The 23,991-nt window shown below is 31.0% G+C and carries 18 protein-coding genes; 10 read left to right on the top strand and 8 right to left on the bottom strand.

Annotation, left to right across the window (positions count from 1 at the left end; genetic code table 11):
* Nucleotides 1–11 precede the first annotated feature (11 nt).
* Together CLOCEL_RS17245 and CLOCEL_RS17240 are read left to right on the top strand one after the other, a co-directional pair.
* Entirely contained in the window at nt 12–2,243 is a 2,232-nt protein-coding gene (locus CLOCEL_RS17245; RefSeq protein WP_010073532.1) for a methyl-accepting chemotaxis protein, read from the top strand.
* Nucleotides 2,244–2,428: 185 nt separating this feature from the next.
* Nucleotides 2,429–3,673 carry a murein hydrolase activator EnvC family protein gene (locus CLOCEL_RS17240; protein ID WP_010073531.1) on the top strand — a complete coding sequence of 415 codons (1,245 nt, stop codon included), beginning with the start codon at nt 2,429–2,431 and terminating at the stop codon, nt 3,671–3,673.
* Between the two features lie 155 nt (nt 3,674–3,828).
* Here the strand turns inward: CLOCEL_RS17240 and CLOCEL_RS17235 are convergent, their stop codons facing one another.
* Genes CLOCEL_RS17235 through CLOCEL_RS17225 form a run of 3 tightly spaced genes read right to left on the bottom strand, consistent with a single transcriptional unit; the run spans nt 3,829 to nt 7,169 of the window.
* Nucleotides 3,829–5,001 carry an ABC transporter permease gene (locus tag CLOCEL_RS17235; RefSeq protein WP_010073530.1) on the bottom strand — a complete coding sequence of 391 codons (1,173 nt, stop codon included), beginning with the start codon at nt 4,999–5,001 and terminating at the stop codon, nt 3,829–3,831.
* Between the two features lie 11 nt (nt 5,002–5,012).
* A complete protein-coding gene (locus CLOCEL_RS17230) occupies nt 5,013–5,675 on the bottom strand; it encodes an ABC transporter ATP-binding protein (protein ID WP_010073529.1) in 663 nt (220 codons plus the stop codon).
* Between the two features lie 21 nt (nt 5,676–5,696).
* Nucleotides 5,697–7,169 carry an efflux RND transporter periplasmic adaptor subunit gene (locus CLOCEL_RS17225; RefSeq protein ID WP_010073528.1) on the bottom strand — a complete coding sequence of 491 codons (1,473 nt, stop codon included), beginning with the start codon at nt 7,167–7,169 and terminating at the stop codon, nt 5,697–5,699.
* A 285-nt stretch (nt 7,170–7,454) separates the two neighbouring features.
* Here CLOCEL_RS17225 and CLOCEL_RS17220 point away from each other — a divergent pair, with 285 nt between their 5' ends.
* Nucleotides 7,455–7,898 carry a GNAT family N-acetyltransferase gene (locus tag CLOCEL_RS17220; protein WP_010073527.1) on the top strand — a complete coding sequence of 148 codons (444 nt, stop codon included), beginning with the start codon at nt 7,455–7,457 and terminating at the stop codon, nt 7,896–7,898.
* A gap of 236 nt (nt 7,899–8,134) precedes the next feature.
* Here the strand turns inward: CLOCEL_RS17220 and CLOCEL_RS17215 are convergent, their stop codons facing one another.
* A complete protein-coding gene (locus CLOCEL_RS17215) occupies nt 8,135–9,433 on the bottom strand; it encodes a sensor histidine kinase (RefSeq protein WP_010073526.1) in 1,299 nt (432 codons plus the stop codon).
* Complete coding sequence (locus tag CLOCEL_RS17210; RefSeq protein ID WP_010073525.1) at nt 9,433–10,110, bottom strand: response regulator transcription factor; 678 nt, start codon at nt 10,108–10,110, stop codon at nt 9,433–9,435. Before CLOCEL_RS17210 ends, CLOCEL_RS17215 begins: the two co-directional genes overlap by 1 nt.
* 461 nt (nt 10,111–10,571) lie before the next feature.
* Here CLOCEL_RS17210 and lgt point away from each other — a divergent pair, with 461 nt between their 5' ends.
* Complete coding sequence (gene lgt / locus CLOCEL_RS17205; RefSeq protein ID WP_010073524.1) at nt 10,572–11,342, top strand: prolipoprotein diacylglyceryl transferase; 771 nt, start codon at nt 10,572–10,574, stop codon at nt 11,340–11,342.
* A gap of 208 nt (nt 11,343–11,550) precedes the next feature.
* Here the strand turns inward: lgt and CLOCEL_RS17200 are convergent, their stop codons facing one another.
* A complete protein-coding gene (locus CLOCEL_RS17200; protein WP_010073523.1) occupies nt 11,551–12,879 on the bottom strand; it encodes a hemolysin family protein in 1,329 nt (442 codons plus the stop codon).
* A gap of 404 nt (nt 12,880–13,283) precedes the next feature.
* Between CLOCEL_RS17200 and surE the strand changes: the two genes are divergently transcribed.
* From surE to CLOCEL_RS17170, 6 genes are all read left to right on the top strand, one after another.
* Nucleotides 13,284–14,033, top strand: coding sequence for a 5'/3'-nucleotidase SurE (surE, locus tag CLOCEL_RS17195; protein ID WP_010073522.1), 750 nt, complete (start codon nt 13,284–13,286; stop codon nt 14,031–14,033).
* Between the two features lie 27 nt (nt 14,034–14,060).
* Nucleotides 14,061–15,134, top strand: coding sequence for an alpha/beta fold hydrolase (locus tag CLOCEL_RS17190; protein WP_013291848.1), 1,074 nt, complete (start codon nt 14,061–14,063; stop codon nt 15,132–15,134).
* 280 nt (nt 15,135–15,414) lie between these two features.
* A complete protein-coding gene (locus CLOCEL_RS17185; protein WP_010073520.1) occupies nt 15,415–18,849 on the top strand; it encodes a S8 family peptidase in 3,435 nt (1,144 codons plus the stop codon).
* A 213-nt stretch (nt 18,850–19,062) separates the two neighbouring features.
* Nucleotides 19,063–19,977, top strand: coding sequence for a hypothetical protein (locus CLOCEL_RS17180; protein ID WP_010073519.1), 915 nt, complete (start codon nt 19,063–19,065; stop codon nt 19,975–19,977).
* Between the two features lie 54 nt (nt 19,978–20,031).
* Entirely contained in the window at nt 20,032–20,520 is a 489-nt protein-coding gene (locus CLOCEL_RS17175) for an RNA polymerase sigma factor (RefSeq protein ID WP_010073518.1), read from the top strand.
* Nucleotides 20,513–21,682 carry a hypothetical protein gene (locus tag CLOCEL_RS17170; RefSeq protein ID WP_010073517.1) on the top strand — a complete coding sequence of 390 codons (1,170 nt, stop codon included), beginning with the start codon at nt 20,513–20,515 and terminating at the stop codon, nt 21,680–21,682. Before CLOCEL_RS17175 ends, CLOCEL_RS17170 begins: the two co-directional genes overlap by 8 nt.
* A gap of 85 nt (nt 21,683–21,767) precedes the next feature.
* Here CLOCEL_RS17170 and CLOCEL_RS17165 read toward each other — a convergent pair whose 3' ends face one another.
* On the bottom strand, nt 21,768–22,613 hold the full coding sequence (locus CLOCEL_RS17165; RefSeq protein WP_010073516.1) for a sigma-70 family RNA polymerase sigma factor: 846 nt from the start codon (nt 22,611–22,613) through the stop codon (nt 21,768–21,770).
* A gap of 246 nt (nt 22,614–22,859) precedes the next feature.
* Complete coding sequence (locus CLOCEL_RS17160; protein ID WP_010073515.1) at nt 22,860–23,720, bottom strand: YihY/virulence factor BrkB family protein; 861 nt, start codon at nt 23,718–23,720, stop codon at nt 22,860–22,862.
* Nucleotides 23,721–23,991 lie beyond the last annotated feature (271 nt).

Raw genomic sequence — 23,991 nt, 5'->3', positions numbered from 1 at the left:
GGGTGAAAAGTATGGGAAGTAAAAGAAGTCTTTTTAAGAAGAAGGATGCTTCAGAAAAAAAAGATGTTTTAAAGAAAAGATTTACTTTTAAGAAAAACAGTGATCTTAAAAAAAGTACTAGCTCCGAGAAAAATGATGTTCTTAAGAAGAAGGCAGTTTTTAGTAAATTTAAACTTTTTCAGAAGGTGAATATTTTTGAAAGGGTTAATATTTTGAGAAATGTCAGTATTTTTAAGAAAATTATCTTCTCATTTTTAGGTATAACTATTGTAACGTTGCTTATTATAAATGTAATTGTTACTGCAAATATGAATAGCCAAGCAAAAAAACAGTTTATTGCTTCAACAAATGAGGTATTAGATCAAAATAAAAACTATGTAGATTATATTGTAGCAACTATGGACAATTATGCGATGCAATTATCTTCTAACCAAGAATTTGTCAATGCCTTATCAGAAGATGCTGATGTAGATGCTTATGGGAAGCTTCAACTATTTAACAAGCAAACTACTATATTAAGAACTATTGCAGCAACCAATCCTAACATTGCAAGTATTTATGTAATGAATCCTAATGGGACATCTTATGGATATCCTAGTCTAGGTACAGGTAGTATTAAGGCTGATGATATAAGTGGTAGTGAGTTGTATAAAATTTTGAAGGAAGAAAATGGAAGGCGTGTTTGGTTTGCGCCACACGATGATGCTAATTACTCAGCAAGTGGTCGTGTTATTAGTAGTAATAGATTAATAGGAGTAGGAGAAATTAAAAAACCTGCGATATTAACAATTAATATTAAACCAGAAATTTTTCAGAAGGCTTTAGAAAATGTTAAATTTGGTGAGCAAGGCTATATGTATATACTAGATGAGTCTGGTAATGTAGTTTCTCACAAAGCTAATGAAGCATTAGGACAAAGCTGGGCTGAGAAGGAAGTATTTACAAGTATGTCAGGTGAACGTGGAGACTTTGCGTTCATAGATCCAGATACTAACACTAAAATGTTAGCAGTATATAATACATCACCAGGACTAAAGTGGAAATACGTAGCAGTTGTTCCTTATAGTGAACTAACTTCTTCAGCTAAAACAACTACACACATGATTATAGTCTTAAGTATTTTATGCTTTATTTTAACTTTATTTACAGCATTAAGTATATCTTTATCTATATCAAGACCGATAGATGAAATTATAAAGGTTATCCATAAGGTTGAAGCTGGTGAGTTAAATGCAAAAATAAATATTAATTCGAAAAATGAATTAGGTGTTCTTGCAAATAGCTTTAATAAGATGGTTAATACCTTGAAGAAGTTAGTTTCAGAGGTTAAAACAGCTGTAGATAATAATAATCAATCGACAGAGCAAATAGCTGTTGGTATAGGTGAACTTCTTGTTTCTACTTCAGAAGTATATCAAGTATCAGAGCAAATAGCGCAAGGAGCGTCTACACAAGCTGAAAGATCTAGCGATTGTTCACAAACAGCAGAAGGCTTTGGAGATCAGCTTGAAAAGGTAGTTATTTATTCAGATGAAGTAACAGACTTGTCTGGAGATGCAAAAGACAGAGCTAGTGAAGGTATGGAACTTGTGAAGAATCTTAAGATTAAGTCAGCTGAAAATTTAAAAACTACAAGTAAGTTAAGTAATTCTATTAACGAACTTTCACAAAGCACAAAAGAGGTTCAAGGAATTCTTACAAGCATAAGTAGTATTTCAGAACAAACTAATTTGTTGGCACTAAATGCAGCTATTGAAGCTGCTAGAGCTGGTGCTGAAGGTAGGGGCTTTGCAGTAGTTGCAGAAGAAGTAAGAAAACTTGCTGAAGAAACAAAGAATTCAACAGAGCAAATAGCTGTGATATTAAAAAATATAAATGCAAGAACCAAAGAATCAGTTAATATGTCACAAAATATTATTTCAGAGATATCAAAACAAGATTCAGAGGTAGAAGATACATTGCAAGCTTTCTCAACAATAAAGGAGTCAGTTGATAATGTTGAGTTAAGAGTTACAAATCTGAAGGAAGCTTTGGACAAGCTTAAGAAAGAAAAAGATAGTTTGGTAGAATTTATATCAGATATCAGTGCGATTTCCGAAGAAACTTCAGCTTCTACTGAAGAAGTAAATGCTTCGATGGAACAACAAAATCAATATGTTGAAAAGATTCATGATAGAGTTTCTGAATTAATGGTAACATCTGAAAGACTTTCAAAGGAAATAGATAAATTTAAAATTGACTAAAAAGAATATATACATTGTCCAAAAAAACTGGTATCCTAATGTAGGTTAGGAGCCAGTTTTTTTATCTAAAAAAATCTATAGATATAAAGGAAATCAAAGTTGCAATGTCGAATAGTAATTGTAGGAATTAAAAATTTTGAGATAAAATTTAAAATAAATATATAAAAGTCACTTAAGGAGGAAAAATGAATAACAGATTAAAAACTTTTATTTGTACAATACTCTGTGTGGTTACGTTGACTACGCCAGTTTTAGCTGAAACTTCAACAGAACTTCAAAATAAAGCAGATCAATTAGTCGAAGATGCTAATTCTGCAAAGAAAGAAGCAGAAACAAAACAGCAAGAGATTAATGAGGATAAGGGTAAACTAACAGAATTGCAAAGTAATATGAATAAGATGCTTCAAGAAATAAAGAGTTTGGATGAAGATATTACAAAAGCTCAAGGTGAGGTAAATAAATTACAAGAAAAACTACAAGATTTGAATAATCAATCTGTAACTCTTGAAGCGGATATAAAGAAGATGCAGGAGGATTTAGAGAAAAGCAAAGAGAAAATGAAAGAAAGGCTTAAATTTCTCTATAAAAATCAGGGGAATGGATATATAGATATTCTCTTCGGATCTTCCAGTCTTTCAGAATTAATTTCTAGGCTGAATTTTATAGGACGTATTGCATCTCATGACCAAGCTATGGTAGATGATTTGAAAAAGAAAGAAAATAAGTTAAACGATAGCTTAAATGAGCTTCAAAAGGTTAAAAGTGATGTTGAAGCCTCAAAGAAAGAAAATGAAGCAAAAACTGCTAAATTAGAGCGTGCTAAGGGAGAAAAGAACAAGCTGTATGCACAAATAGAAGGACAAGCAGAAGTTCAACAAGCGTTGATAGCACAACAAGAGAGCGAAGTAAATAGTTTAATGCAAAAAATAATACAAAAAAATAATGAAGCAAAGCAAGCGAACGTTGATGCTGATAATAAGAGGAAAGAGGAACAAAATTCAGTGATTACACCTACTCCAGAAGTTACACCTACTGGGAAACTTTTTAGTATTACAGGTGGAGTTAGATATCCTATAACTTCCCGTTATGAATTAAAAAGAGAAAGCCCTATTAGCGGTAACATTGAACCACATGAGGCAATTGATATTGGTGCAAAAGAAGGTTCAGGAGTATATGCTTTGAAGGATGGAGTTGTTATTTATTCTGGTGTTATGACTGGTTACGGCAATGTGGTTATGATTGACCATGGAGATATAATAACTTTATATGCACATAATGCTTCTCTTGTTGTACAAGAGGGAGAAAATGTTAAAGGTGGAGAACTTATTTCTTATGTAGGTAATACTGGATGGTCAACAGGACCACATATACATTTTGAAGTAAGAGATATGAATAATAAGAAGATGGACCCGACAAACTACTATATATAAATATTTAAAGTGTAAAGGTTGAGCGTTGAATATTTGCCTCATAGCCTTTGTATATACTGTATACGAGGGTTAAGTTTTAATAAAGAAACAATTTGATATCTATATAAATAAGCTGTATCTCAGAGAATAAACTCTACAGAGATACAGCTTGTTTTTTATTCATATCTTAATGCATCTATTGGTTTTAACTTTGAAGCTTTATAGGCAGGGAATATACCAAAGATTACTCCTACAGCCATAGAGAATAGGAAAGAGATATAGATGATATTAGTGGAAAGTACGAAAGTCGTTCCAATGCTATTTGCTGTATAGCCACCAGCAATTCCCACGCCAATACCAAGAACACCACCGATAATGCTTAATACCAAGGCTTCAATTAGGAATTGCATCATAATATCTTTTCTTTTTCCGCCTAAAGCTTTTCTTACACCTATTTCTCTTGTTCTTTCCGAAACAGATACTAGCATAACATTCATAACTCCTATACCGCCGACAACTAATGATATTCCAGCTATACCTGCAAGAAGTAGAGTTAGACTATTTGAAACTGAACTCATTGTTTCAAGAAGTTGATTCTGGCTTGATATAGAGAAGGTTTTATCTGTAGTGGTTGAGTTTAATAATTCTGCTAAAAGAGTTTGGATAGAAGCCAGTGTTGAGTCTACTACATCTTTACTGTTTGCTTCAATATAAACCGTAGAAATATTCTTTGTTTTAGCTAAAGTCATCGCTGTTGAAAGGGGAATCATAGCAAGTTCATCAGTATTAGTTCCTTGAGAACTGCCTTGAGATGCAAGAACACCGATTACTTTATAGTTGTTACCATTAATAGTGACATATTTATCAATTGGATTTAAGAATCCGAATAAATCTGTAGCAAGGGTAGAACCAAGAACTATGACTTTATTTTTATTTTCCACATCTAACACAGAAACAAATCTTCCTCTTGAAAGAGTCATGGCTCTTACATCTAGAAAAGTGTCTGTTACTCCTGATATAGAAATTGACTGAGAAGTATCCTGATATTTTATAGTGCCTGAGGTTGAAATAGAGGGAGCTACATATTTTACTCCTGATATTTTTTCTACTTCATCTATGTCTTCACTTTTTAGATATTTTAATGAAGAGTTTTTTACCGATACTGTGATAAGATTTGTTCCAAGGGAAGAAACTTGATCAGTGATACTTTTTGAGGATCCATTTCCGATTCCAACGAGGATTATAACGGAGGATATACCAATGATTAAGCCGATCATTGTCAGGGTGGATCTCATTTTATTGCTTACTATGTTTTTTAGAGCTAACTTTATTGTGTGTATTAATTTCATGGTATCCCTCCTTATTCATAAAGCTTCCCGTCTTCTATTCGTACAACCCTCTTAGCTTGTTCTGCTACAGTTTTATCATGAGTGATTAAAATAATAGTTTGTCCATTTCTATTTAAATCTTTAATTAGTGCCATAATATCGTTGCTAGTTTTGGAGTCTAAAGCACCAGTAGGTTCATCGGCTAGAATAATATTTGGAGAACCAGCAAGAGCTCTTGCTATAGCTACTCTTTGTTGTTGCCCACCAGATAATTCACTAGGTTTATGATGTTCACGATCTTTTAAGCCTACTAAATCTAAATATTTTAAAGCGGTTTTCCTACATTCTTTACTATTTAAGCCACGGTATAAAAGGGGGACTTCTACATTTTCTAAAGCATTTAATTTAGCTAACAGATTAAAGTTCTGAAATACAAAGCCAACCTGTTTATTTCTTATTTCTGCTAAACTAGAATCTCTAGCTTTTTCTACATTTAAACCATTAAAAGTATAAGTGCCGCTGTCTGGAACATCAAGGCATCCAAGAATATTCATTAAAGTGGATTTACCAGAACCAGAAGGACCTATGATGGATACGAACTCACCTTCATCAACATGAAAGCTTATATCATCTAGTGCTTTAACTATATTTGACCCCATTGTATAGGATTTAGAAACATTTTTAATATCAATCATAGCTTTTCTCCTTTCATTAGGTTAACTTGGTCTTTTGGTTTGTCCACTGGAAGATTTTTGAGTACTGCTTTGACTATTTTGTCTATTGCCTGTTGGCATTCCACCTGGCATTGTGCCACCCATAGCCCCAAAGCCGCTAGAATTATTATTTGAAGAAGAGCTTCTTTGAGCTATTTGAACAGAATCTCCTTCAGCAAGGCCACTTTTAATTTCTACATAAGTGTCTGTAGTAAGACCTGTTTCTACTTCAACAGTTTTTGTGGTTCCATCAGAGGAAGCTACCATAACGACTTTCTTACCATTTGATTGTTTTACAGCTTCTACAGGTATTGAAAGAGCATCAGTAACAGAAGCAATTTTTATTGAGGCTTCTGCAGACATACCTACCTTTACATCAGTTGTATCATTTAAGGATACTGTAACTGGGAAGGTACTCGATCCATTTGAGTAACTACCTTGAGCACCTATAGCAGCTATAGTTCCTTGGAAAGTTTTTCCGCTATAAGCAGTTAGGGTGATGTCAACAGCTTGACCAACAGATATAGTACTAAGGTCTGTTTCGTCTACATCCATTTTAATAATTAAATGCTTACTATCAAAAATTGTTCCAAGTTCTTGACCAGATTTTATTGTGTCTCCAGCAGCTACTGAAACTGCAGATACTATTCCATCAAAGGGAGCTGTTATTGTAGTTCCATTCGATAAGGTAAATAAGGTATAACCAGCAGGAACAAATTGATTAGCAATAACATTTACTGAAGATACTGTGAAAGAAGTTGTAATTAAGTTTTGGCTTGATTTCAAGGTATCTCCAACAGCTACTGAGATGTTTGAAATTATACCACCATAGGTTGCTGTTACTGTTGAACCATCTGATAGGGTAACCAAAGAGTCACCAGCATTAACTGTCTGATTTTCTGCTACATTAATAGAAGCTACAGTAAGAGACGTAGTAATTAAATTTTGATTTGCTTTAATAGAGTCACCAACAGCTACTGCTATGTTTGATATAACTCCAGAATAAGGGGCTGTTATTGCCGTACCATCAGATAAAGTGATTAAAGTATCTCCATATGAAACCTTTTGATTTAAGGTAACATTAATTGAAGTTACGGTAACTGAAGGCGTTACAGTAGTTGATGAAGAAGAACCTTTAGAATTAGAAGTTGTATTACTGCTAGTATTAGAAGTAGTTGTAGTGGTTGATGCTATAGTAGCAGGGGCTGTAGAAGTAATAGAAGTACTTGATGGCGCAGTACTAGTTGAACTAGTAGAGCTAATGTTTGCAGAGATAGTTTTAGTGCTAGTAGTTTCTACAGAGCCTGAGCCTGTTAAGGTTTTTTCTAAATTTCTTTTAGTAACTGCTGCAGAAATATAAGTTTGAGCTTGGACTGTTGTTGTTTGCTTATTATTGCCAAGATATTTGTAACCTGCAAATCCACCAACACCCAAAACAGCAATTATTATAATGGAAATAATCATTTTTTTCTTCATATTTTACACCCTCTCGTGATAGTTTTCTCATAATCAATAATTGAATTATGATACTGTAAGCTTAAAAGTCGCTTAAAAAATATATTAAGATAATAAGTTTTTTTAGGAGAATGTAATAAAATACTAGGATAAATTGAAAAAAGTATTTATTTAGAATTTGCCATGAAACAATATGGAATGATAGGGGATTATATACATATTTGAAGATGATATATAATGAAAGTATAATAGTTGTAGCGTTGATACAAAGCATTATAAGTAATAATAAAACTTGGAGGAACATTAATGGAAGTTAGATTTTTAGATATTAGGGATAAATATTGGAATAAAACAATTGAAATGGCTGAGAATTGTTCGTGGAGAGCAGGGTCAAGCCTTGGACGTAAAATGCGTGCAAAGGAATTTCAAGATTTTGAAGGTGTATTTGTAGCTATTGAAGAGGAGAAAGTTATTGGTTTTTGTACAATTACAAAAACAGATTATATCCCTAATTGTGTATATACACCATGGATTGGATTTATCTTTGTTGATGAAAAGTATCGTGGTAATAGAATAAGCGAGAAAATTATTAAAAAAGCATTGGAGTATGCAAAAACAAAAGGTTCCGACAAAGTGTATATTTCAACACAAGAAGATAATTTGTATGAAAAGTATGGGTTTAAACAGATTGATTCTTTAAAAAGCTATGGAGATACCTTAGAAAAAATATTGGTATTTGGTATAAAATAATCGGTTTTTATTTCATATAAGTTTTATTTATGGTAAATGAATCAAGATTATATAAATATATCAAAAAATCAATATACTTTATGGAGATTTTTATTAAAGCATGTAAAGAGTTGGTGAAAAAAATATAAAGGTTGCTTAAAAGCAGTATGCAATTAAGCAACCAGAGTTATTTAAATATTTAGAAGTTATTATTATGGGGAGAAAAATAATATTTTTCAATACTAGTACATTTAAGATTATATTTCTTTTAAAGCAGTAGTAGGATTTATAGGGATTTTAACTTCAATAATTGTTCCGGTAGGTTGGTTTCTCATAGCTTTTATGGTTCCACCATGCTTAGTTACTATCCATTTAGCTATAGATAGCCCAAGGCCAGACCCTCCAGTTTCTCTAGAACGGGCTTTATCCTCTCTAAAGAACCTTTCAAAAACTTTACCAAGGTTTTCTTCTTTTATACCTATGCCATTGTCTATTACTTGGAAAAACCATTTTGTATCTTTTATATAGCTATTTACAATAATTATGCCATTATCGACAGTATATTTTAGTGCATTATCTAAAAGTATAACCATTAGCTGATGGATTCTATCTTTGTCACAAGGTAGGTATATTTTATTTGAAAGATTGATAAATATTTTTTTATCTTCTAACTCAGCTATCTCAATATAAGGTTCACAAATCTTTGAAATTAGGCTGTTAACCTCTATTTCTTCTTTAATGATTTCTGTAGTATTAGAGTCTGCTCTAGCTAAGGTAAGCAAATTTCCTACGAGCCTTGATAGTCTGCCTGTTTCGCTTAAGGCAGGAGCGATGTAGTCATATTTATCTATGATTTTTGCATTTGGCTCTCTTAAAAGAAGCTCCAATTTTGTTTGAACAACTGTAAGTGGAGTACGCATTTCATGAGATGCATCTTCAACAAATTCTTTCTGTTTTTGCCAAGCAAGTAAAATTGGTTTCATGTTCTGTTTTGCTAGGAAATAGCTGGCAAATACAGAGAGTATGATAACCAAACTGCCGCCAATTGTTAATATCACAAAAATATTGCTAAGGGCATTGTCTTCACTGTTGCTTGATATTAAAACTTGAGCATAAATAGTATCACCAGTATAAGCTTTTACTTTAACCGATTCTGTTCTAAAACTTGAGTCTGACACTGAAAGAGATTGTATTGTATCAAAAGACTTTGGAAAGAATGAGGTTTTATTTTCTTCGAAAAAATTTGACTTAGTTGAAATATCTATTATGTTTCCTTTGGTATCCCAAAGTATAACTATGATATCAGGTTTAGGTCTATGGTCTGTCATCAATCTAGGAATATCATTAATACTTTTTGTTATTTCCATATCAATTGATTTATACTGATTAATCTTTATATAATTAAAAATTATTAAAGAAAAAATAGATATTATCCCTACAAAGAATGCAACGTTAGTAGCTAATAGTTTGATTTTACTGCTTCTTAAAAGGTCACCTTTCATAAAAGGTTTTGATAAATTAAATTTTTCCAATATTACATTTTTAAATTTTTTCATTATTCCTCCCCTGGGACAAGCATATAACCAAGACCTCTTACAGTTTTAATATATTTATCATAACCATGAGCTTTTAAGGATTTCCTTAGGTTACTTGCATAAACTTCTACTACACTAACAGTAGTATCTGAATTAAAGCCCCAAATACGGTCAAAAATTTGTTCCTTGGTTAAGATCGCTCCTTGATTATTTAGTAAGTATTCTAATATGTCAAATTGCTTTCCTTGAAGAAATATTTCTGAATCATTAATAAATACAGTTTTATTTTTTGTGTTTAAGGACAAATCTTTAAAAGTCAAAACGTGATCCTTAAGGTGATTGCCATTTCGCCTTATGATTGCTTCAAGTCTAAGTAAAAGTTCTTCTCTATGGAAAGGCTTTACTAAGTAATCGTCAGCTCCAAGTTTAAAGCCTTTAATTTTATCATCGATGGAATCTTTAGCAGTGAGTATTAAAACAGGGGTAAAGACAGAGGCTTCCCGTAGTTTTCCCAGAATTCCATAGCCGTCAATAGAAGGAAGCATAATATCTAATATAATAACATCGTAAATATTTTGCTCAGCCATATAGAGGCCTTCTTCTCCATCCATTGCATATTCATATTCAAAATCTTCAGAGATACTTTGACATATTGATTCAAGTAAGAATTTATCATCTTCAATAATAAGTGCTTTCATAATTTTCCTCCCCAATTTATATGTTGATTTTTTTATTATATAGAAATTCTATCAAAGTTTGTACTTAAATATTATAATAGCTTGATATATAATTATCATTATTATAGTATTTATGATTTTATAGAACACGTGAAACACAAGTTACAATAATGCTGTTACATTAAATTCATACGCAGTTGAGATTTTTTATTAGACATTGCTACATATATTATTTAAAGTATGGTTCATTTCTAATTTTAATTATACAATTGCTAGCTTAAAATAAATTTAAAAAATTAACCTTAAAAATACTTCGTAACTTGTAGGAATTTTGGGGCATTAATAAAGCTATAGGTATAGATGCATTGTCCAAACTTATATATAATCCTTTTCAATAGAATTAAAAACACTTATAATTAAATGGAACAACAGGGGTTAAGTATAGTTATCCCTATATAAAATCTGCAAAAGAGGTGTAGAATATGAATCCTGTAGCGTTTACTGTATTTGGAGTATCTATACAATGGTATGGAGTTATCATAGCGTTAGGTGCATTACTTGGAATTTACCTTGCGAAATTTAATTGCAAATACAGAGATATTGATTACGAAAATGTATTAGATGGAGTTTTAATAGGATTGCCTTGTGGTATAGTCGGAGCTAGACTTTACTATGTATTGTTTAAGTTTTCGTATTATTCACAAAATCCAGCTGAAATATTAAATATCAGAGGAGGCGGTCTTGCAATACATGGAGGAATTATTTTTGGAGCGTTGGCTGCCTACATATATACTAGAAGGAAGAAGATAAACTTTTTTAAAGCAATGGATATTGCTGTACCATCAATAATACTGGCTCAAGCAATAGGTAGATGGGGAAATTTCTTTAATCAAGAGGCTCACGGTGGAGTTGTGTCAGAAGCTTTTATAAGTAAGTTTCCTGAATTTATAAAAAATGGAATGTTCATAGATGGAGCATATTATCATCCAACTTTTTTATATGAATCTATATGGAATCTTATAGTATTCTTTATACTTTTCTATCTTCTTAGAAAAGTAAAAACAACAGGTACTACTGTTTGTAGTTATATTGGTTTGTATTCCTTAGGAAGATTCTTTATTGAAGGGTTAAGAACTGATAGTTTAATGATACTAGGACTTAGAACAGCTCAAATAGTAAGTCTTCTTGGTATAGCCGTTTCAATTGTTGGTTTTGCCTATATCTCTAAGATTAAGGATAAAGGTATAGAATAAAAATATAAAGATATACAATAAAAATATAAAACCAGATTAATAAAAAGATGTACCCTATATTATAGATATATAAGTTCAAAAACTGAAGCTACATTATAAATATATATTAAAAATGAAAAATTAATATATGTAATGAAGTATCAATTATTGGAACTATATGATTCAGTAAATTTCTATAATATAGGGTAATTTTGCTATGGATCTAACTTTATTTTTTATTGGCCTTTTGTTCTAAAAAAACTTTTACCTTACTTATAGTATGTTTATTTATAGCCTCTATTTTAAAACCTAGACCATCATAATAGATCACTGCATGAGTATCCTTGCTAGAAGGAATTTTCCCCATTATTTTTATCAACAATCCACTCAAAGTTTCTACATCATCATCCTCTATGTTAATATTAAGCTCCTCGTTTAAATCATAAAGGCTACATCTTCCATTGACTAGATAAGTAAAATCGTCTATTTTTTCCATACCTGTTTCTTCTTCAACCTCATGTTCATCATATATATCACCCATGATTTCTTCGATTAAATCGTCTAAAGTAACTACGCCAGAGAAACCACCGTATTCATCGATTAAAATTGCCATGTGGTTTTTGGTTTTTTGAAGATCACGAAACAATATATCTATGTTTATAGTTTCTGGAACAAAGTAAGGATTTCTGAGAATAGCTTCAAGGTTAATGTTGTGAAATCCTTCCTCTAAGGTTTTCGAATATAGATCCTTCATTAGTAAGATACCTATGATGTTATCATAAGTGTCCTTAAATACTGGAATCCTTGAAAAGTTTTTAGCAGAAATCTCTTGAAGGAGATCTTCAATGGGATCCTCAATGTCTATCATAAATACTTCAGTTCGTGGAGTCATAACTTCCACAGCTAATGTATTATCGAAATCAAAGATACTTTCTATCATTTCCTTTTCTGTTTCATTAATGACACCATTTTCTTGTCCTACTTCAATCAAAGAACGAATTTCTTCTATTGAAACCTTTTCTTCTAAAGCTTCTATATCTAATTTGAAAATCCTAAGTAGTAAATTAGTTGATATAGATAATAGTTTTACGAAGGGTTTTGTTATTCGAGAAAAATATACTATTATAGTTGTTGAAAATAAAGCTATGGATTCAGGGTTTTTTAAAGCTAGCCTTTTAGGAAATAGTTCTCCAAGAACCAAAGTTATATAGGAGATTATCATAGTTATAGCAACAAGTGAAATTTCATCGCTGTAAGGTATATTGTATTTATATAGAATTCCAGCCAAATGCTTAGAAAGACCAGAGGCAGCAAATGCACTAGAAAAAAATCCAGCAAGGGTAATGCCTACTTGTATAGTGGATAAAAAATTTGCAGGATTTGAAACAAGTTGTTCTAAATTAATAGCTCTTTTATCTCCGCTTTCAACAAGTATTCTAAGTTTATTTTTATTAGTAGAAACTATAGCCATTTCAGCAGCAGAAAAAAAAGCATTTATCAAGGTTAAGATAAAAATTAAAATAAGTTGAGAAAAAACACCATTAGAAGCCACTTCCATAATGAGTCCTCCTTAAACTGTTAGGAATCATCACAATAAAAACTAGGTAAGTCGAATTTTATAGTTATTTATTATAAGATGCCTTACAACATTCAGTATTCCCTCATTTATCTGCATAAATTCGTAGGAATAATATTTTTTAATTTACAAAGATTTATAAGTGAATTATCATTAAGTATATTGAAATTTCAGATGCTACTAGCAAAGTATTAATGGATGCAAAAATATCATAAGAATTATTACTATAGATATTAAGTAATTTTAAATAGATTTAGAGACTGAGAACTACATATAATTATAACAATTGAAGGTTTTATAGCTGATATATATTCAGAGGAGAGCTAGTTTACCAATATATAGTTATAACAGTTGAAAAGGTAAAAACATAAGGAGGAGATTTTAAAATGAGATTATTGATTGTAAATGATGATGGAATAAATGCAAGAGGGATACAAATTTTAGCAAAGGAACTTCATAAGCACCATGAGGTTATTGTGGCAGCACCAAATGTTCAAAGAAGTGCCAGCAGTCACTCAATTACATTAAATTCAACCCTTACTATAAAGGAAGAGATTGTACCAGAAGTTGATTGTCCAACTTACAGCATCAATGGAACTCCGGCAGATTGCACAAGACTTGCTGTAGAAAAACTTATGAATTTTGAAGTGGATTTAGTTATTTCTGGAATAAATGATGGTTATAATTTAGGTACAGATGTATTGTATTCTGGAACAGTATCAGCGGCAATAGAAGCAGCAGTCGTAGGTGTGCCAGCCATAGCTATTTCTTGTGATGGAACTGAGGAAGGGTTTAGACGTGGTGCAGAGTATGCTTTAAAAGTTATTGAAAAGCTAAAGGATAATAAATTAAGTGAAAACATAGTGTTAAATGTTAATATACCTAAAACAGAAGCAGTGAAGGGGATAAAAATCTGTTCAATGGGTGAAAGAATATATAAGGATGTTTTTTTTGAAACTTTAAGTGAGGAAGGCAGTAGGACTTATGATATTAAAGGCACCCCTTGTGATAGTGATGATGAAACTACAGATGTGGGTATTATTACTAAAGGTTATGTAACTGTTACACCTCTTCATTATGATTTAACTAATTATAATATTTTGAAGGAAACAGAAAAAGTATTTTCAGAAGAATAGAAAAGATTTATATTTCAAGGGGGAACTATGGATTTGGGATTCTCAAAAGTAACACCAACGAAAAAAATAAAGAAGTGGAAAATTATAAGTAGCTTATTGATCATATTGCTACTAGTATGGTTCTTTCATCCAACATGGACACCAGCAATAAAAAATCATACTAATAGTATTGCACAGTTAAAGACTATTGAAATCAATGGAGCAAAACAGGAAATAATGATACGAGGTGTAGACAAAAGTAAGCCCGCAATTCTGCTTGTACATGGTGGACCAGGATGTCCTGAAATTTCTTATGTAAGAAAGTATCAGGATATACTAGAAGAAAATTATGTGGTAGTGAATTATGAACAACGAGGCATGGGAAAATCATATAGCTTCAAGGAAGATTATAAGGGGATTTCTATTGATACCCTTGTTAAAGATCTTCTTGAAGTAACAGATTATGTGAGGTCAGAACTTAAAGCTGATAAGGTTATATTAGCAGGTCATTCCTTTGGGACAATCCTAGGAATAAAAGCTGCTGCTAAAGCTCCAGAGAAATACCATGCATATATAGGGATTGGACAAGCGGGTAACCTATGGAAGGGTGAACTTGAAAGCTTGGAATATTCCTTAGAAAAAGCAAAAGAAAAGAGCGATACCAAGGACATAGAAGCGATAGAAGGGTACAGAACTTTAATTGAAAATAAGAAAGAAACCTTGCCAAGAACTTTTATAGTAAAGTATGGTGGTTCCTATAGACTAATTGATGAAAGTTCTGATTTAATAAAAGGAATTTTATTTAGCAAGGAGTATAATCTCTTTGATGGTGTTAAATATCTTAAAGGTGTGTCAATTAATGGTGATGTATTATGGAATCAAGTAAAGAATATGAATCTCCCAGAGGAAGTAAAAACTTTAAAGGTTCCTTGTTATTTTGTTTCTGGAAGATATGATTATATGACTGCTATTAATACTGCAAAAGAATATCTCGATTCTATTTCTGCTCCAAAGAAGGAGTTTGTAGTTTTTGAGGAGTCGGCTCATTTCCCTCAATATGAGGAAAAAGAGAAGTTTGCTAAATGGTTAGAGGGCACTTGTAAAGAGTTGAAAATTGAATAGATAGGGTTAAAAAAGAGTTAGTATTGATGAAAGAGTACTAACTCTTTTTACATGCAATATTAGGTTATTTATAAGGGAAAAGTTTGAAAACGTTAGTGCGATTTAAAGTAAAATTAAAGATATTATAAAAAATAGAAAAAAAGTATAAAATTAATGTTATATATCTTGAATGTATAGTAGATAATGAGTTAATATATTAAAGTTATGTAAAGAAAACAAAACAAAAGTATTAATAAGGAAAAAGATTGTTTTAAAGAACATATTAGAAAGGGTGCTATATTTGAAAAAAAGATTATTTAGTTTATTTATCGCTTGGTTATTTCTAATCAATCTATTTGGGGTTGTGGAAGTAAAAACAGTTTTAGCAGAACTAATTACTGGAACTCAAGATACTAGTGTAAAGGATAAACCTCCAATTAATAATAACTTAGCTACTAATGTAGCGACAACTGCAAGTAGTGAATCAAGTTATCCGTGGTATTTTAATAATCTACAAGTACCAGAGTTATGGAAATTAAGTACTGGTAGTGGCGTTACAGTAGCAATTATCGGTTCTGGTATAGATAGCAGTCACGAGGATTTAGTTGGCAAGGTAATAGGTGGAGTAGACCTTACTGGTACTAATTCTCCATATTATGATAGCTGTAACTTTGGAACTTTTGCAGCAGGTATTATTACAGCAAATATTAATAATATTGGAACTAGTGGAATTGCCTATGATTCAAAATTATTATCAGTTAAAGTTGTGAAGAAAGATAGTATTCTAGAAGAAAGTGTCTTAGCAAAAGGCGTAAGATGGGCAGCTGATAATGGTGCTAAGATATTAAACCTTACTATATTATGTGAATCCATGGATTATTCTATTTTAAAGGAAGCTATTGATTATGCTGTCTCAAAAGGTTGTATTATTGTTGCACCGTCAGAGTATAACGTGATTAAAAAAACAAGACTTGAGAGCTATAGTAATGTTATAACAGTAGGAGCAACAAATGAAAATAATCAGTTGTGTTATTTTTCAGACTATACGGGTGGCATTGATTTAGTAGCACCTGGAGTACATATCAACTCAACTATACAGGATTATGATTATTATTATGAGAAATATGGGGAATTGCAGGGGACTTCAGTAGCGGCAGCTATTGTTACTGGAGAAATTGCTTTAATAGCAAGTAAGAATCCACAAATAACTACAAAGGATATATTAGATAAGTTCAAAGATTCTACCTTTAAACTATCTAAAGATTTGCCAGATATAGCTTATGGATATGGCATTTTAGATGTTAAAAAGATACTTACGGGAGTAGCAGGAGAGTTAAAAACGTCAGGAACTAATAGTTTAGATGACAATACATATATTAAAGCTCAGAATGTAACAAGTCCAAGTATAGTAAATGCAAATTTAGAAAATTCTTATGATATAAGTTGGTATAAGATATATGTACCAGCAAATACCGCGGTAAAACTAACAGCAATTAATGTACCTGATGAAATAGATGGCAAAGTATTTTTAAATGACCTTCATAAGCCGTATGCAGAATTTGCATTTTTCGATGACACAAAATATGGGATTTCTGATTCTCCTAGACATTTAGAATACTATATGCCGAATTCTTCTAGTGATAAATATTTTTATATACAACTTTCTCACTATGAAAAACAAAGTTCTTGTTCTATAGATATAAAATACTTGCCTGCTAACGATCCTTCAATACAAAAGGATTATACTTTCAAATATGCTATAGATAGCCCAAGGAAAGAACAAAATATTACAGGAACTTATTTAGATATAAGTGGTTGGGCATTAAGTAAGGACTTTATTTCTAAGGTTCAGGCAAAGATAGATGATCAAATTATAGACTTAGATATGAAGATAAAGAGAGAAGATGTATATAAGGCTTTCAGTACTTATAATGACGAAAATTCTGGTTTTAAAAAACAATTAGATATAAGGAATTTATCCTATGGAACTCATCAATTGACATTGATAGTTACTGATTACAGAGGTATTAAAAGTTTTTCTGATACTGTAAGCTTTAATGTTTCTAGTAATATAAAAACTAATATTGATACTATAGCACATGGGATGAATATTTTGGGTAATTCTTTGCAGGTAAATGGATGGGCTTTAAGTAATAGCACAATAAATAAGATAGAAGCAGTAATAGATAATGGTGCACCTATAGAATTAAAATATGGACAAGCTAGACTTGATGTATATAATGTCTATAAAGAATATAATAATAAAAACTCAGGTTTTACTGGAAATGTGGATATAAAGAAATATGGCATGGGGCTTCATACAATGAAGTTGAAAGTGACATATGCTGATGGAAAAACAGAATTATCAGTTCCTGTAACATTTAATATTTCTAGTACTATAAAGAATAGTTTAGATACAATTAGACCGAATACTGTAATAAAAAATGGTTTGTTAACTGTAGGCGGGTGGGTAATAAGTAAAGATTTGGTAGATAAAGTTGAAGTAATAATAGATAATAATGAACCTGTACAAATTAAGTATGGGTATGATAGATTAGACGTATATAATGTATATAAAGATTATAATAACAAAAAATCAGGGTATATTGAAAATCTTGATGTTAGCAAATTAGGCTTTGGTGAACATCGTTTAAAGATAAGAATAACAGAAAAAACTGGAAGAATTAGCATAGTAAATGATGTACCGTTTATAATTGAGAATTTAGATAAATTTTTATATAGTATAGATACACCTAGCCAAGGAAGAAATATAACAGGAAATACATTAAATATTGGTGGATGGATTTTAAATAAAGCCGGAGTAGGAAAAGTTGAAGCTATTGTTGATGGAATATCTTATGGTGAATTAAAGTATGGTTACAGTAGACCGGATGTGTTTAATGCTTATAAAAATTATGATAATAAAAATTCAGGTTTTAATGGCGTAATAGATATAAGCAAATTGACATATGGTAAACATGAGATTCAACTAAGGATAATTGATAAAGCTGGAATAGTGAGTAACTCGAAAGTAACATCTTTTAATTTTGTTGAAGATAGAAGGTGCAACTTAGATTTACCAGCAAAAGGAGCAAAGATTAATGGAGATGTTTTATATGTAGCAGGATGGGCGTTGAGTACAACTGGTATAACTAAAGTTGAAGCGTTAATAGATGGAGTAGCTGAAGAAATTCAGTATGGTTTAAGTAGACCAGATGTATATAATGCTTACAAGGGTTACAATAATAAGAATTCAGGTTTCAGCGGAAAGATTGATATAAGTTGGTTAGCTTTTGGTACGCACTCTATTGCAATGAGATATACTGATGCAAAAGGAAAAATAACAGTATCAGAAACAGTTAACTTTAATGTTGAGAATACATTAAAGTATTGTATAGATACTCCACTGCAGAATACTATAGTTAATTATTTTCATATCCAAGGATGGGCATTAAGCAAATCGAATATAAAAAAGGTAGAGGCTTTAATAGACGATATATCCATAGATATATCTTATGGATATACAAGAACAGATGTATATAATGTCTATAAGGATTACGATAATAAGAAGTCAGGCTTTTGGAAAATACAAGATTTACGGGATTTTGGAGATGGATATCATGTTTTAAAAATGAGGTTTACTGATGCAGGTGGACGAGTAACTTATTCAGAGCCAATAAGGTTTCTTCTTAAAGTAGATTTAGGACTTGCAGTGCCTAAAGAACCAAGAGGATAACGTAACTAAAATAATATTTTTAAATATCGATAGAAATATAAAAAGTCCTCGATGTAGCTGATACATCTGAGGACTTTTTAATTTCTATAATGTAAGACCATATATTTTTTTTAAATATTTATTTTATGAATAGAATTTCATTTTCCAATCGTCTAATAGGTAGAAGGATAAATACAAGAATTAAAATATTATTGAGGTAAAGGATAAAGGATTATGGATTTAGAAGAAAAGAATATTAAGAAAAAGAGACTTAATATAAAGTTTGTGAGTTATTTTGTAGTAATTTGTTTGGTAGGATCATTAGTGATTATAGGGGCTAATAGTTTATGTAATAGAAATAATAATCAAGAAACAATGCAAGAGAATATTGTGACAGCAGAGAATGGGGGAGTTACTGAGCCGAAAAATCCTAAAAAATATAGTGAACTTCAGCCTAAGGATAATTCACCTATAAATTATAACTCCCTTAGATTTGCTGAAACAGTTCCAATAACTCCTTCAGAATATTCAGATCAGAAGTTTGCTATGGTGAATGTAGCAGCTTTTAGTGAAGGTTTTTTAAATGATAGTGAGTTGGTTTTTAAAGGAACAGTTACTAATGCTTATTATAAAACCTATAAATATGATACATACAGCGATAAATTTGAGAAAAATGGAATACTTCATAATATAGCAATCACTGTGGTATATGAGATGAAGATAGAGGATATTTTGTACTCTAAGGAAAATTTTAAGGTTGGTGACACTATTAAGATAGAAAACCAATATGATAGTTGGTCATTCCCAAAGGAAGAGGAATTTTGTAAATTAAAAGTTAATCATCAATATATTATTCCTGTAGATGAAGCGGGGGAGAACATCATTTATTCTGTTGAGCAGTCAGAGTACGCTTCAGGAGATATAAAGCGAGATAGCAAATATGCAATAAATTATCCATATGCACCGCAAATTGAAGTTACACTAGATAATCAATATATTTTTCACACAAGGTGGCCTAGCTTGATAAATGGTAATTCAAGAGAGGTAATTGTTGACGGTTTAGAAGATCCACTTTTGAAATTTAAAATGAGAGACGATGAAAACTTCTTGGAAGATTTAAAAAGAGTTTTTATTAAGATAAGCAAGTAATTAGAAGGAGGTGAAATGATTGTTTTTTAGAAAAAAGCAGAGGATCAAGTATCTATGGATATTGATAATCTAATGGATATGTATGGCGATGAAGTATTACATATATGTATGTACTTTCTAAAAAATCAGCATGATGCGGAAGATGCTTTTCAAGAGATTTTTGTAAAGATATATAAAAAGGGGCATACTTTTCGAAGCCAGTCTTCAATTAAAACCTGGATAACAAGCATTGCAATAAATACTTGCAAAGATATTTTAAAGAGTTCTTGGAGACGGAATGTTATAGAGTTTAGCACTATTAAGGAGGCAGGTGATCATTATTATGATGAAAAAAAGTCTGAGGACGAGGTTTATGATACTCTTCAAGAACTGCCGGACATCTACAAGGAAGTAGTGTATCTTAAGTATTATAAAGAAATGACTGCAAAAGAAATAGCAAAGGTTTTAGGAATCTCAGTGGCAGCAGTAAATTCAAGGTTGTATAGAGCTAAAGAAGAGTTAGCGATAATATTTAATGAAAAGGGGCTTGGTGTAAATGGATAAACAAATAAAGGAAAGTATGAAAAACAACTTAGAAAAGCATCAAGTATCACAGACACTTAGAGCTAGGACTAAAAAAAGTATTTTGGAAATTGACAAGCTAGAAAAGGAATCCAGAGGTTTTATTAGAGATAGATTAAATTTGAAAATTGCACGATATATTTCTATTGCTTGTGTTTTAGGTCTAGTTATAGTTTTAGGTGCAAAACTTACAAATCATAAAGAATTGGATAAATTATTTGCAATTGATTCTAGTGTTTCAGATGAAGAAAAACGAACCAAAGAAGACCAACAAAGTGTTAATGAAATAGCTGATGGAAAAACTGATAATGAGGCAAAAGGCAATACAATAGATGCTAACAGTACTCTAAATAGAGAAACAGAAGGTAAAGGTGATGAACTAGCTAATGAAGTTGGTAGTATAGGAGAAGCAGAGGACGGGGGGAGTGGTGATGATTTATCAATAAATTATTCCTCTCTTAGATTTACAGAAACAGAGCCTATTGAAACTCCAAAGAATACAATCTTAAATTACAGTACTAGTAGAGATGCAAAGGTTGTAGGATTTGCTGAAGAGTTTTTGAAGGATAGTGTTCTAGTGTTTAAAGGTACTGTGACTAATATATATTTTAAAAACTATCAATTTGAAGTCTATACTGAGGAATCTAAAGAAAATGAGACGGTGCCAGCTCAAGCAGAAATGGTGGTATACGAAGTAAAAATAGATGATATTATTTATTCAGAGGAAGATGTAAAGGTTGGAGATATAATAAAGATAGAGGAGTATAATTCTGGAGAAGAATTTGGAGACGAGAGATTTGGGTCAGGTTTAAAGGTAAACCATCAATATATTATTCCTGTAGACGAAGCTGGTGAAACCATCATTTATAAAGGTAGCAATGGGCATTTACCAACTGGTGGTTATTATGCTAGAGGTAATATAACAAGGGATGGTAAATATACAACCCTTTGTTATTTTGCACCGCAGATTGAGGTTACTCTAGATAACCAATATTTATTTCATGATAGATGGACTAGCTTGATAAATAGCCGAACTAAAAATGTGGTCGTAGATCCTCCAAAGTCATCGTGGTATAATATGAAGCTTAGAGACGATGATGATTTTATCAAAGATTTAAAAAATTTAATAGAAAAATATAAATAAAAAGGAGCTATGATAAAAGTGTAAATACTTTTGTCATAGCTCTTTTCTTTGGTTAATCGATATCATAAATATCATCAAGATAAGTCTAATTATAATAATACCCCTCAAGTCTCATTAGAATCTTAGGGTTTCTTAGTTTTTTTAGGGCTTTGCTTTCTATTTGTCTAATTCTTTCACGAGTTACATTAAAGTGATTTCCAATTTGCTCAAGAGTCTTCATTTCTCCGTCATCAAGTCCAAAACGCATCCTCAGGACATGTTGTTCTCTTTCGTTTAAGGTTTTTAGAACTTCATTTAAATCATGAGATAGTTCCTCTTTTATTATATTAGAGTCAATAGAGTAATTTTTAGAACCTGGGTCGCCAAAATTTGAGCTGTTTTCATCAATGAAATCTATTAGTTCCTCATCACCTTCTGAATTGTCAGATAAAAGAGCAGAGTTGAGAGATATTATATTTTTAAATTGCTTAACGAGAAACTTATAGTAATCATATTGTTTGTCAGTTATATCTAGATCAGTGCAAAGGTCAGTTGAATCATTGTCTAAGCTTTTTACGTTATTTTTATTTTCAACATACATTACTTTATTGATTTTATTTATTAGGTGTATTGGAAGCCGGATACTTGTACCTGTATTGTATATAGCTCTATCGATCCTTTGCTTTATCCAGTAATAAATGTAGGTTGAAAATTTACTATTATAGTCTGCATTAAATTTTTCGATACCTATCATCAATCCAATTAAGCCTTCTTGTACCAAATCATCGTAAGCTAAAAGAGAAGTATCTTTTTTTAAGGATGCAGCTTTGTATACTAATCTTTTATTGTTGATTATCAAATAATCACGTGCTGTAATGTCTTTATTGGTTTGGTATAAGGTTACAAGTTCTTCGTTAGTAAGTTCCTTATAGTTGATTTTTAATTGAAGCATAATTATCACCATTTTATAATTTGTAAAAGCTGAGGATATCTTAATAAAATTATAAGTTAATAAATAAAGCTTATTAAGATTACCTATATAAATAATATATGATAGTGCTTTGAGGAATATTGCTTAATATAGGGCTTAGTAAAAAATTTTGATTTAAATCTATATATTAATAAAGAGTTCAGAAAATGTAATGAAATTTCTTGCATATCTTCTGAACTCTTTCTAATCTTAAATTTCATATGTATATTATCGTAAGTGCCTTCTTTTACCAGGATTTTTATAATATATGGCAGCATTTAGCTCACCGCCAAATAGAATCACTGAAGACATGAGATTTAGCCACAGAATCATTATAAATAATCCAGCTATACCTCCGTAGATATTGGCATAGTTACCAAAATTATCTACATAAAAAGAAAATCCATAGGATACTACAAACCAACTGATAGTGGTGAATAGGGTCCCATAGCGAACAGTTTTGAATGGTAATTTGATTGCAGAAGATTTAGCATAAAGTATAGCAAAAGTTATGTACATGATAGAAAACATTCCTGCATATCTGATAAAAGTCCAAATTATAAAAAAGTTATCAGGTAAATCTAACATATTTTCTATAAAGTCCCAAATTGTTTGCCCTAAAACTAAAAGAAGTAGTGAACCGATGACTAAAAGTACTATTGCGAAGGTAAAAAATATAGCTAAAAGATTTCTTACTATAAAGCCCCTGTTCTCATCCACATCATAGGCAATATTTAGTCCTAAAAGTATAGCTTTAAAACCTCTAGAAGCTCCGTACATAGTTGTTAATAAAGATAATGATAACAAAGTAGGATTTTTATGGTCTAAAACTTGATAAATAGTATTTTTCATAAGTGTATGAGCTTCAGTAGGAATAAAATCTAAAATTAAAGCTATAACTTGGTCGCCTTCAATAGGGCTATAACCAGCTAAGGTTAATAAAAAAACCATTATAGGAAAAAAGCTAAGTAACAAGTTTAATGATATATGAGAAGCTAGGCTGTCCGCAGCATCTTCATTATATCTTTTTACAGCTAGTATTATGTAATGGATAGAGTTTTTTATAAAATTTTTTATTCTATTACTCATTTAAATAAATCACCACTTTCGGTATTGCTAGCATTGCCCTTATTTAATATATACTAAGTGAGATTAGTTAGCTATATAGATTTTAAACAAATAGAAGAAAGTTTCCACTTATAATCCAAATAAAAACTACTTTTTATAAGTAGGGCAAGCTATAAATTAATCCATTAAATAATATATGTAGTTCTAGAGTTTTAATACTATACTTATGGAGGTTTGTAATAGTATATCAGCTAATATTATAATAAATAAATTTGAAATTTTTATTGATAAG

Origin of the sequence: Clostridium cellulovorans 743B, assembly GCF_000145275.1 — a bacterium.
Lineage (GTDB): Bacteria > Bacillota > Clostridia > Clostridiales > Clostridiaceae > Clostridium_K > Clostridium_K cellulovorans.
This window is presented reverse-complemented; position numbering and strand designations above follow the sequence as displayed.

Excerpts from the sequence above, each read along its gene's own strand:
- CLOCEL_RS17190 (WP_013291848.1), top strand. The coding sequence starts at position 14,061 with ATGGATTTGGGATTCTCAAAAGTAACACCAACGAAAAAAATAAAGAAG.
- CLOCEL_RS17220 (WP_010073527.1), top strand. The coding sequence starts at position 7,455 with ATGGAAGTTAGATTTTTAGATATTAGGGATAAATATTGGAATAAAACA.
- CLOCEL_RS17200 (WP_010073523.1), bottom strand. The coding sequence starts at position 12,879 with ATGGAAGTGGCTTCTAATGGTGTTTTTTCTCAACTTATTTTAATTTTT.
- surE (WP_010073522.1), top strand. The coding sequence starts at position 13,284 with ATGAGATTATTGATTGTAAATGATGATGGAATAAATGCAAGAGGGATA.
- lgt (WP_010073524.1), top strand. The coding sequence starts at position 10,572 with ATGAATCCTGTAGCGTTTACTGTATTTGGAGTATCTATACAATGGTAT.
- CLOCEL_RS17215 (WP_010073526.1), bottom strand. The coding sequence starts at position 9,433 with ATGAAAAAATTTAAAAATGTAATATTGGAAAAATTTAATTTATCAAAA.
- CLOCEL_RS17160 (WP_010073515.1), bottom strand. The coding sequence starts at position 23,720 with ATGAGTAATAGAATAAAAAATTTTATAAAAAACTCTATCCATTACATA.
- CLOCEL_RS17165 (WP_010073516.1), bottom strand. The coding sequence starts at position 22,613 with ATGCTTCAATTAAAAATCAACTATAAGGAACTTACTAACGAAGAACTT.
- CLOCEL_RS17210 (WP_010073525.1), bottom strand. The coding sequence starts at position 10,110 with ATGAAAGCACTTATTATTGAAGATGATAAATTCTTACTTGAATCAATA.
- CLOCEL_RS17175 (WP_010073518.1), top strand. The coding sequence starts at position 20,032 with ATGGATATTGATAATCTAATGGATATGTATGGCGATGAAGTATTACAT.
- CLOCEL_RS17230 (WP_010073529.1), bottom strand. The coding sequence starts at position 5,675 with ATGATTGATATTAAAAATGTTTCTAAATCCTATACAATGGGGTCAAAT.
- CLOCEL_RS17225 (WP_010073528.1), bottom strand. The coding sequence starts at position 7,169 with ATGAAGAAAAAAATGATTATTTCCATTATAATAATTGCTGTTTTGGGT.
- CLOCEL_RS17245 (WP_010073532.1), top strand. The coding sequence starts at position 12 with ATGGGAAGTAAAAGAAGTCTTTTTAAGAAGAAGGATGCTTCAGAAAAA.
- CLOCEL_RS17170 (WP_010073517.1), top strand. The coding sequence starts at position 20,513 with ATGGATAAACAAATAAAGGAAAGTATGAAAAACAACTTAGAAAAGCAT.
- CLOCEL_RS17180 (WP_010073519.1), top strand. The coding sequence starts at position 19,063 with ATGGATTTAGAAGAAAAGAATATTAAGAAAAAGAGACTTAATATAAAG.
- CLOCEL_RS17235 (WP_010073530.1), bottom strand. The coding sequence starts at position 5,001 with ATGAAATTAATACACACAATAAAGTTAGCTCTAAAAAACATAGTAAGC.
- CLOCEL_RS17240 (WP_010073531.1), top strand. The coding sequence starts at position 2,429 with ATGAATAACAGATTAAAAACTTTTATTTGTACAATACTCTGTGTGGTT.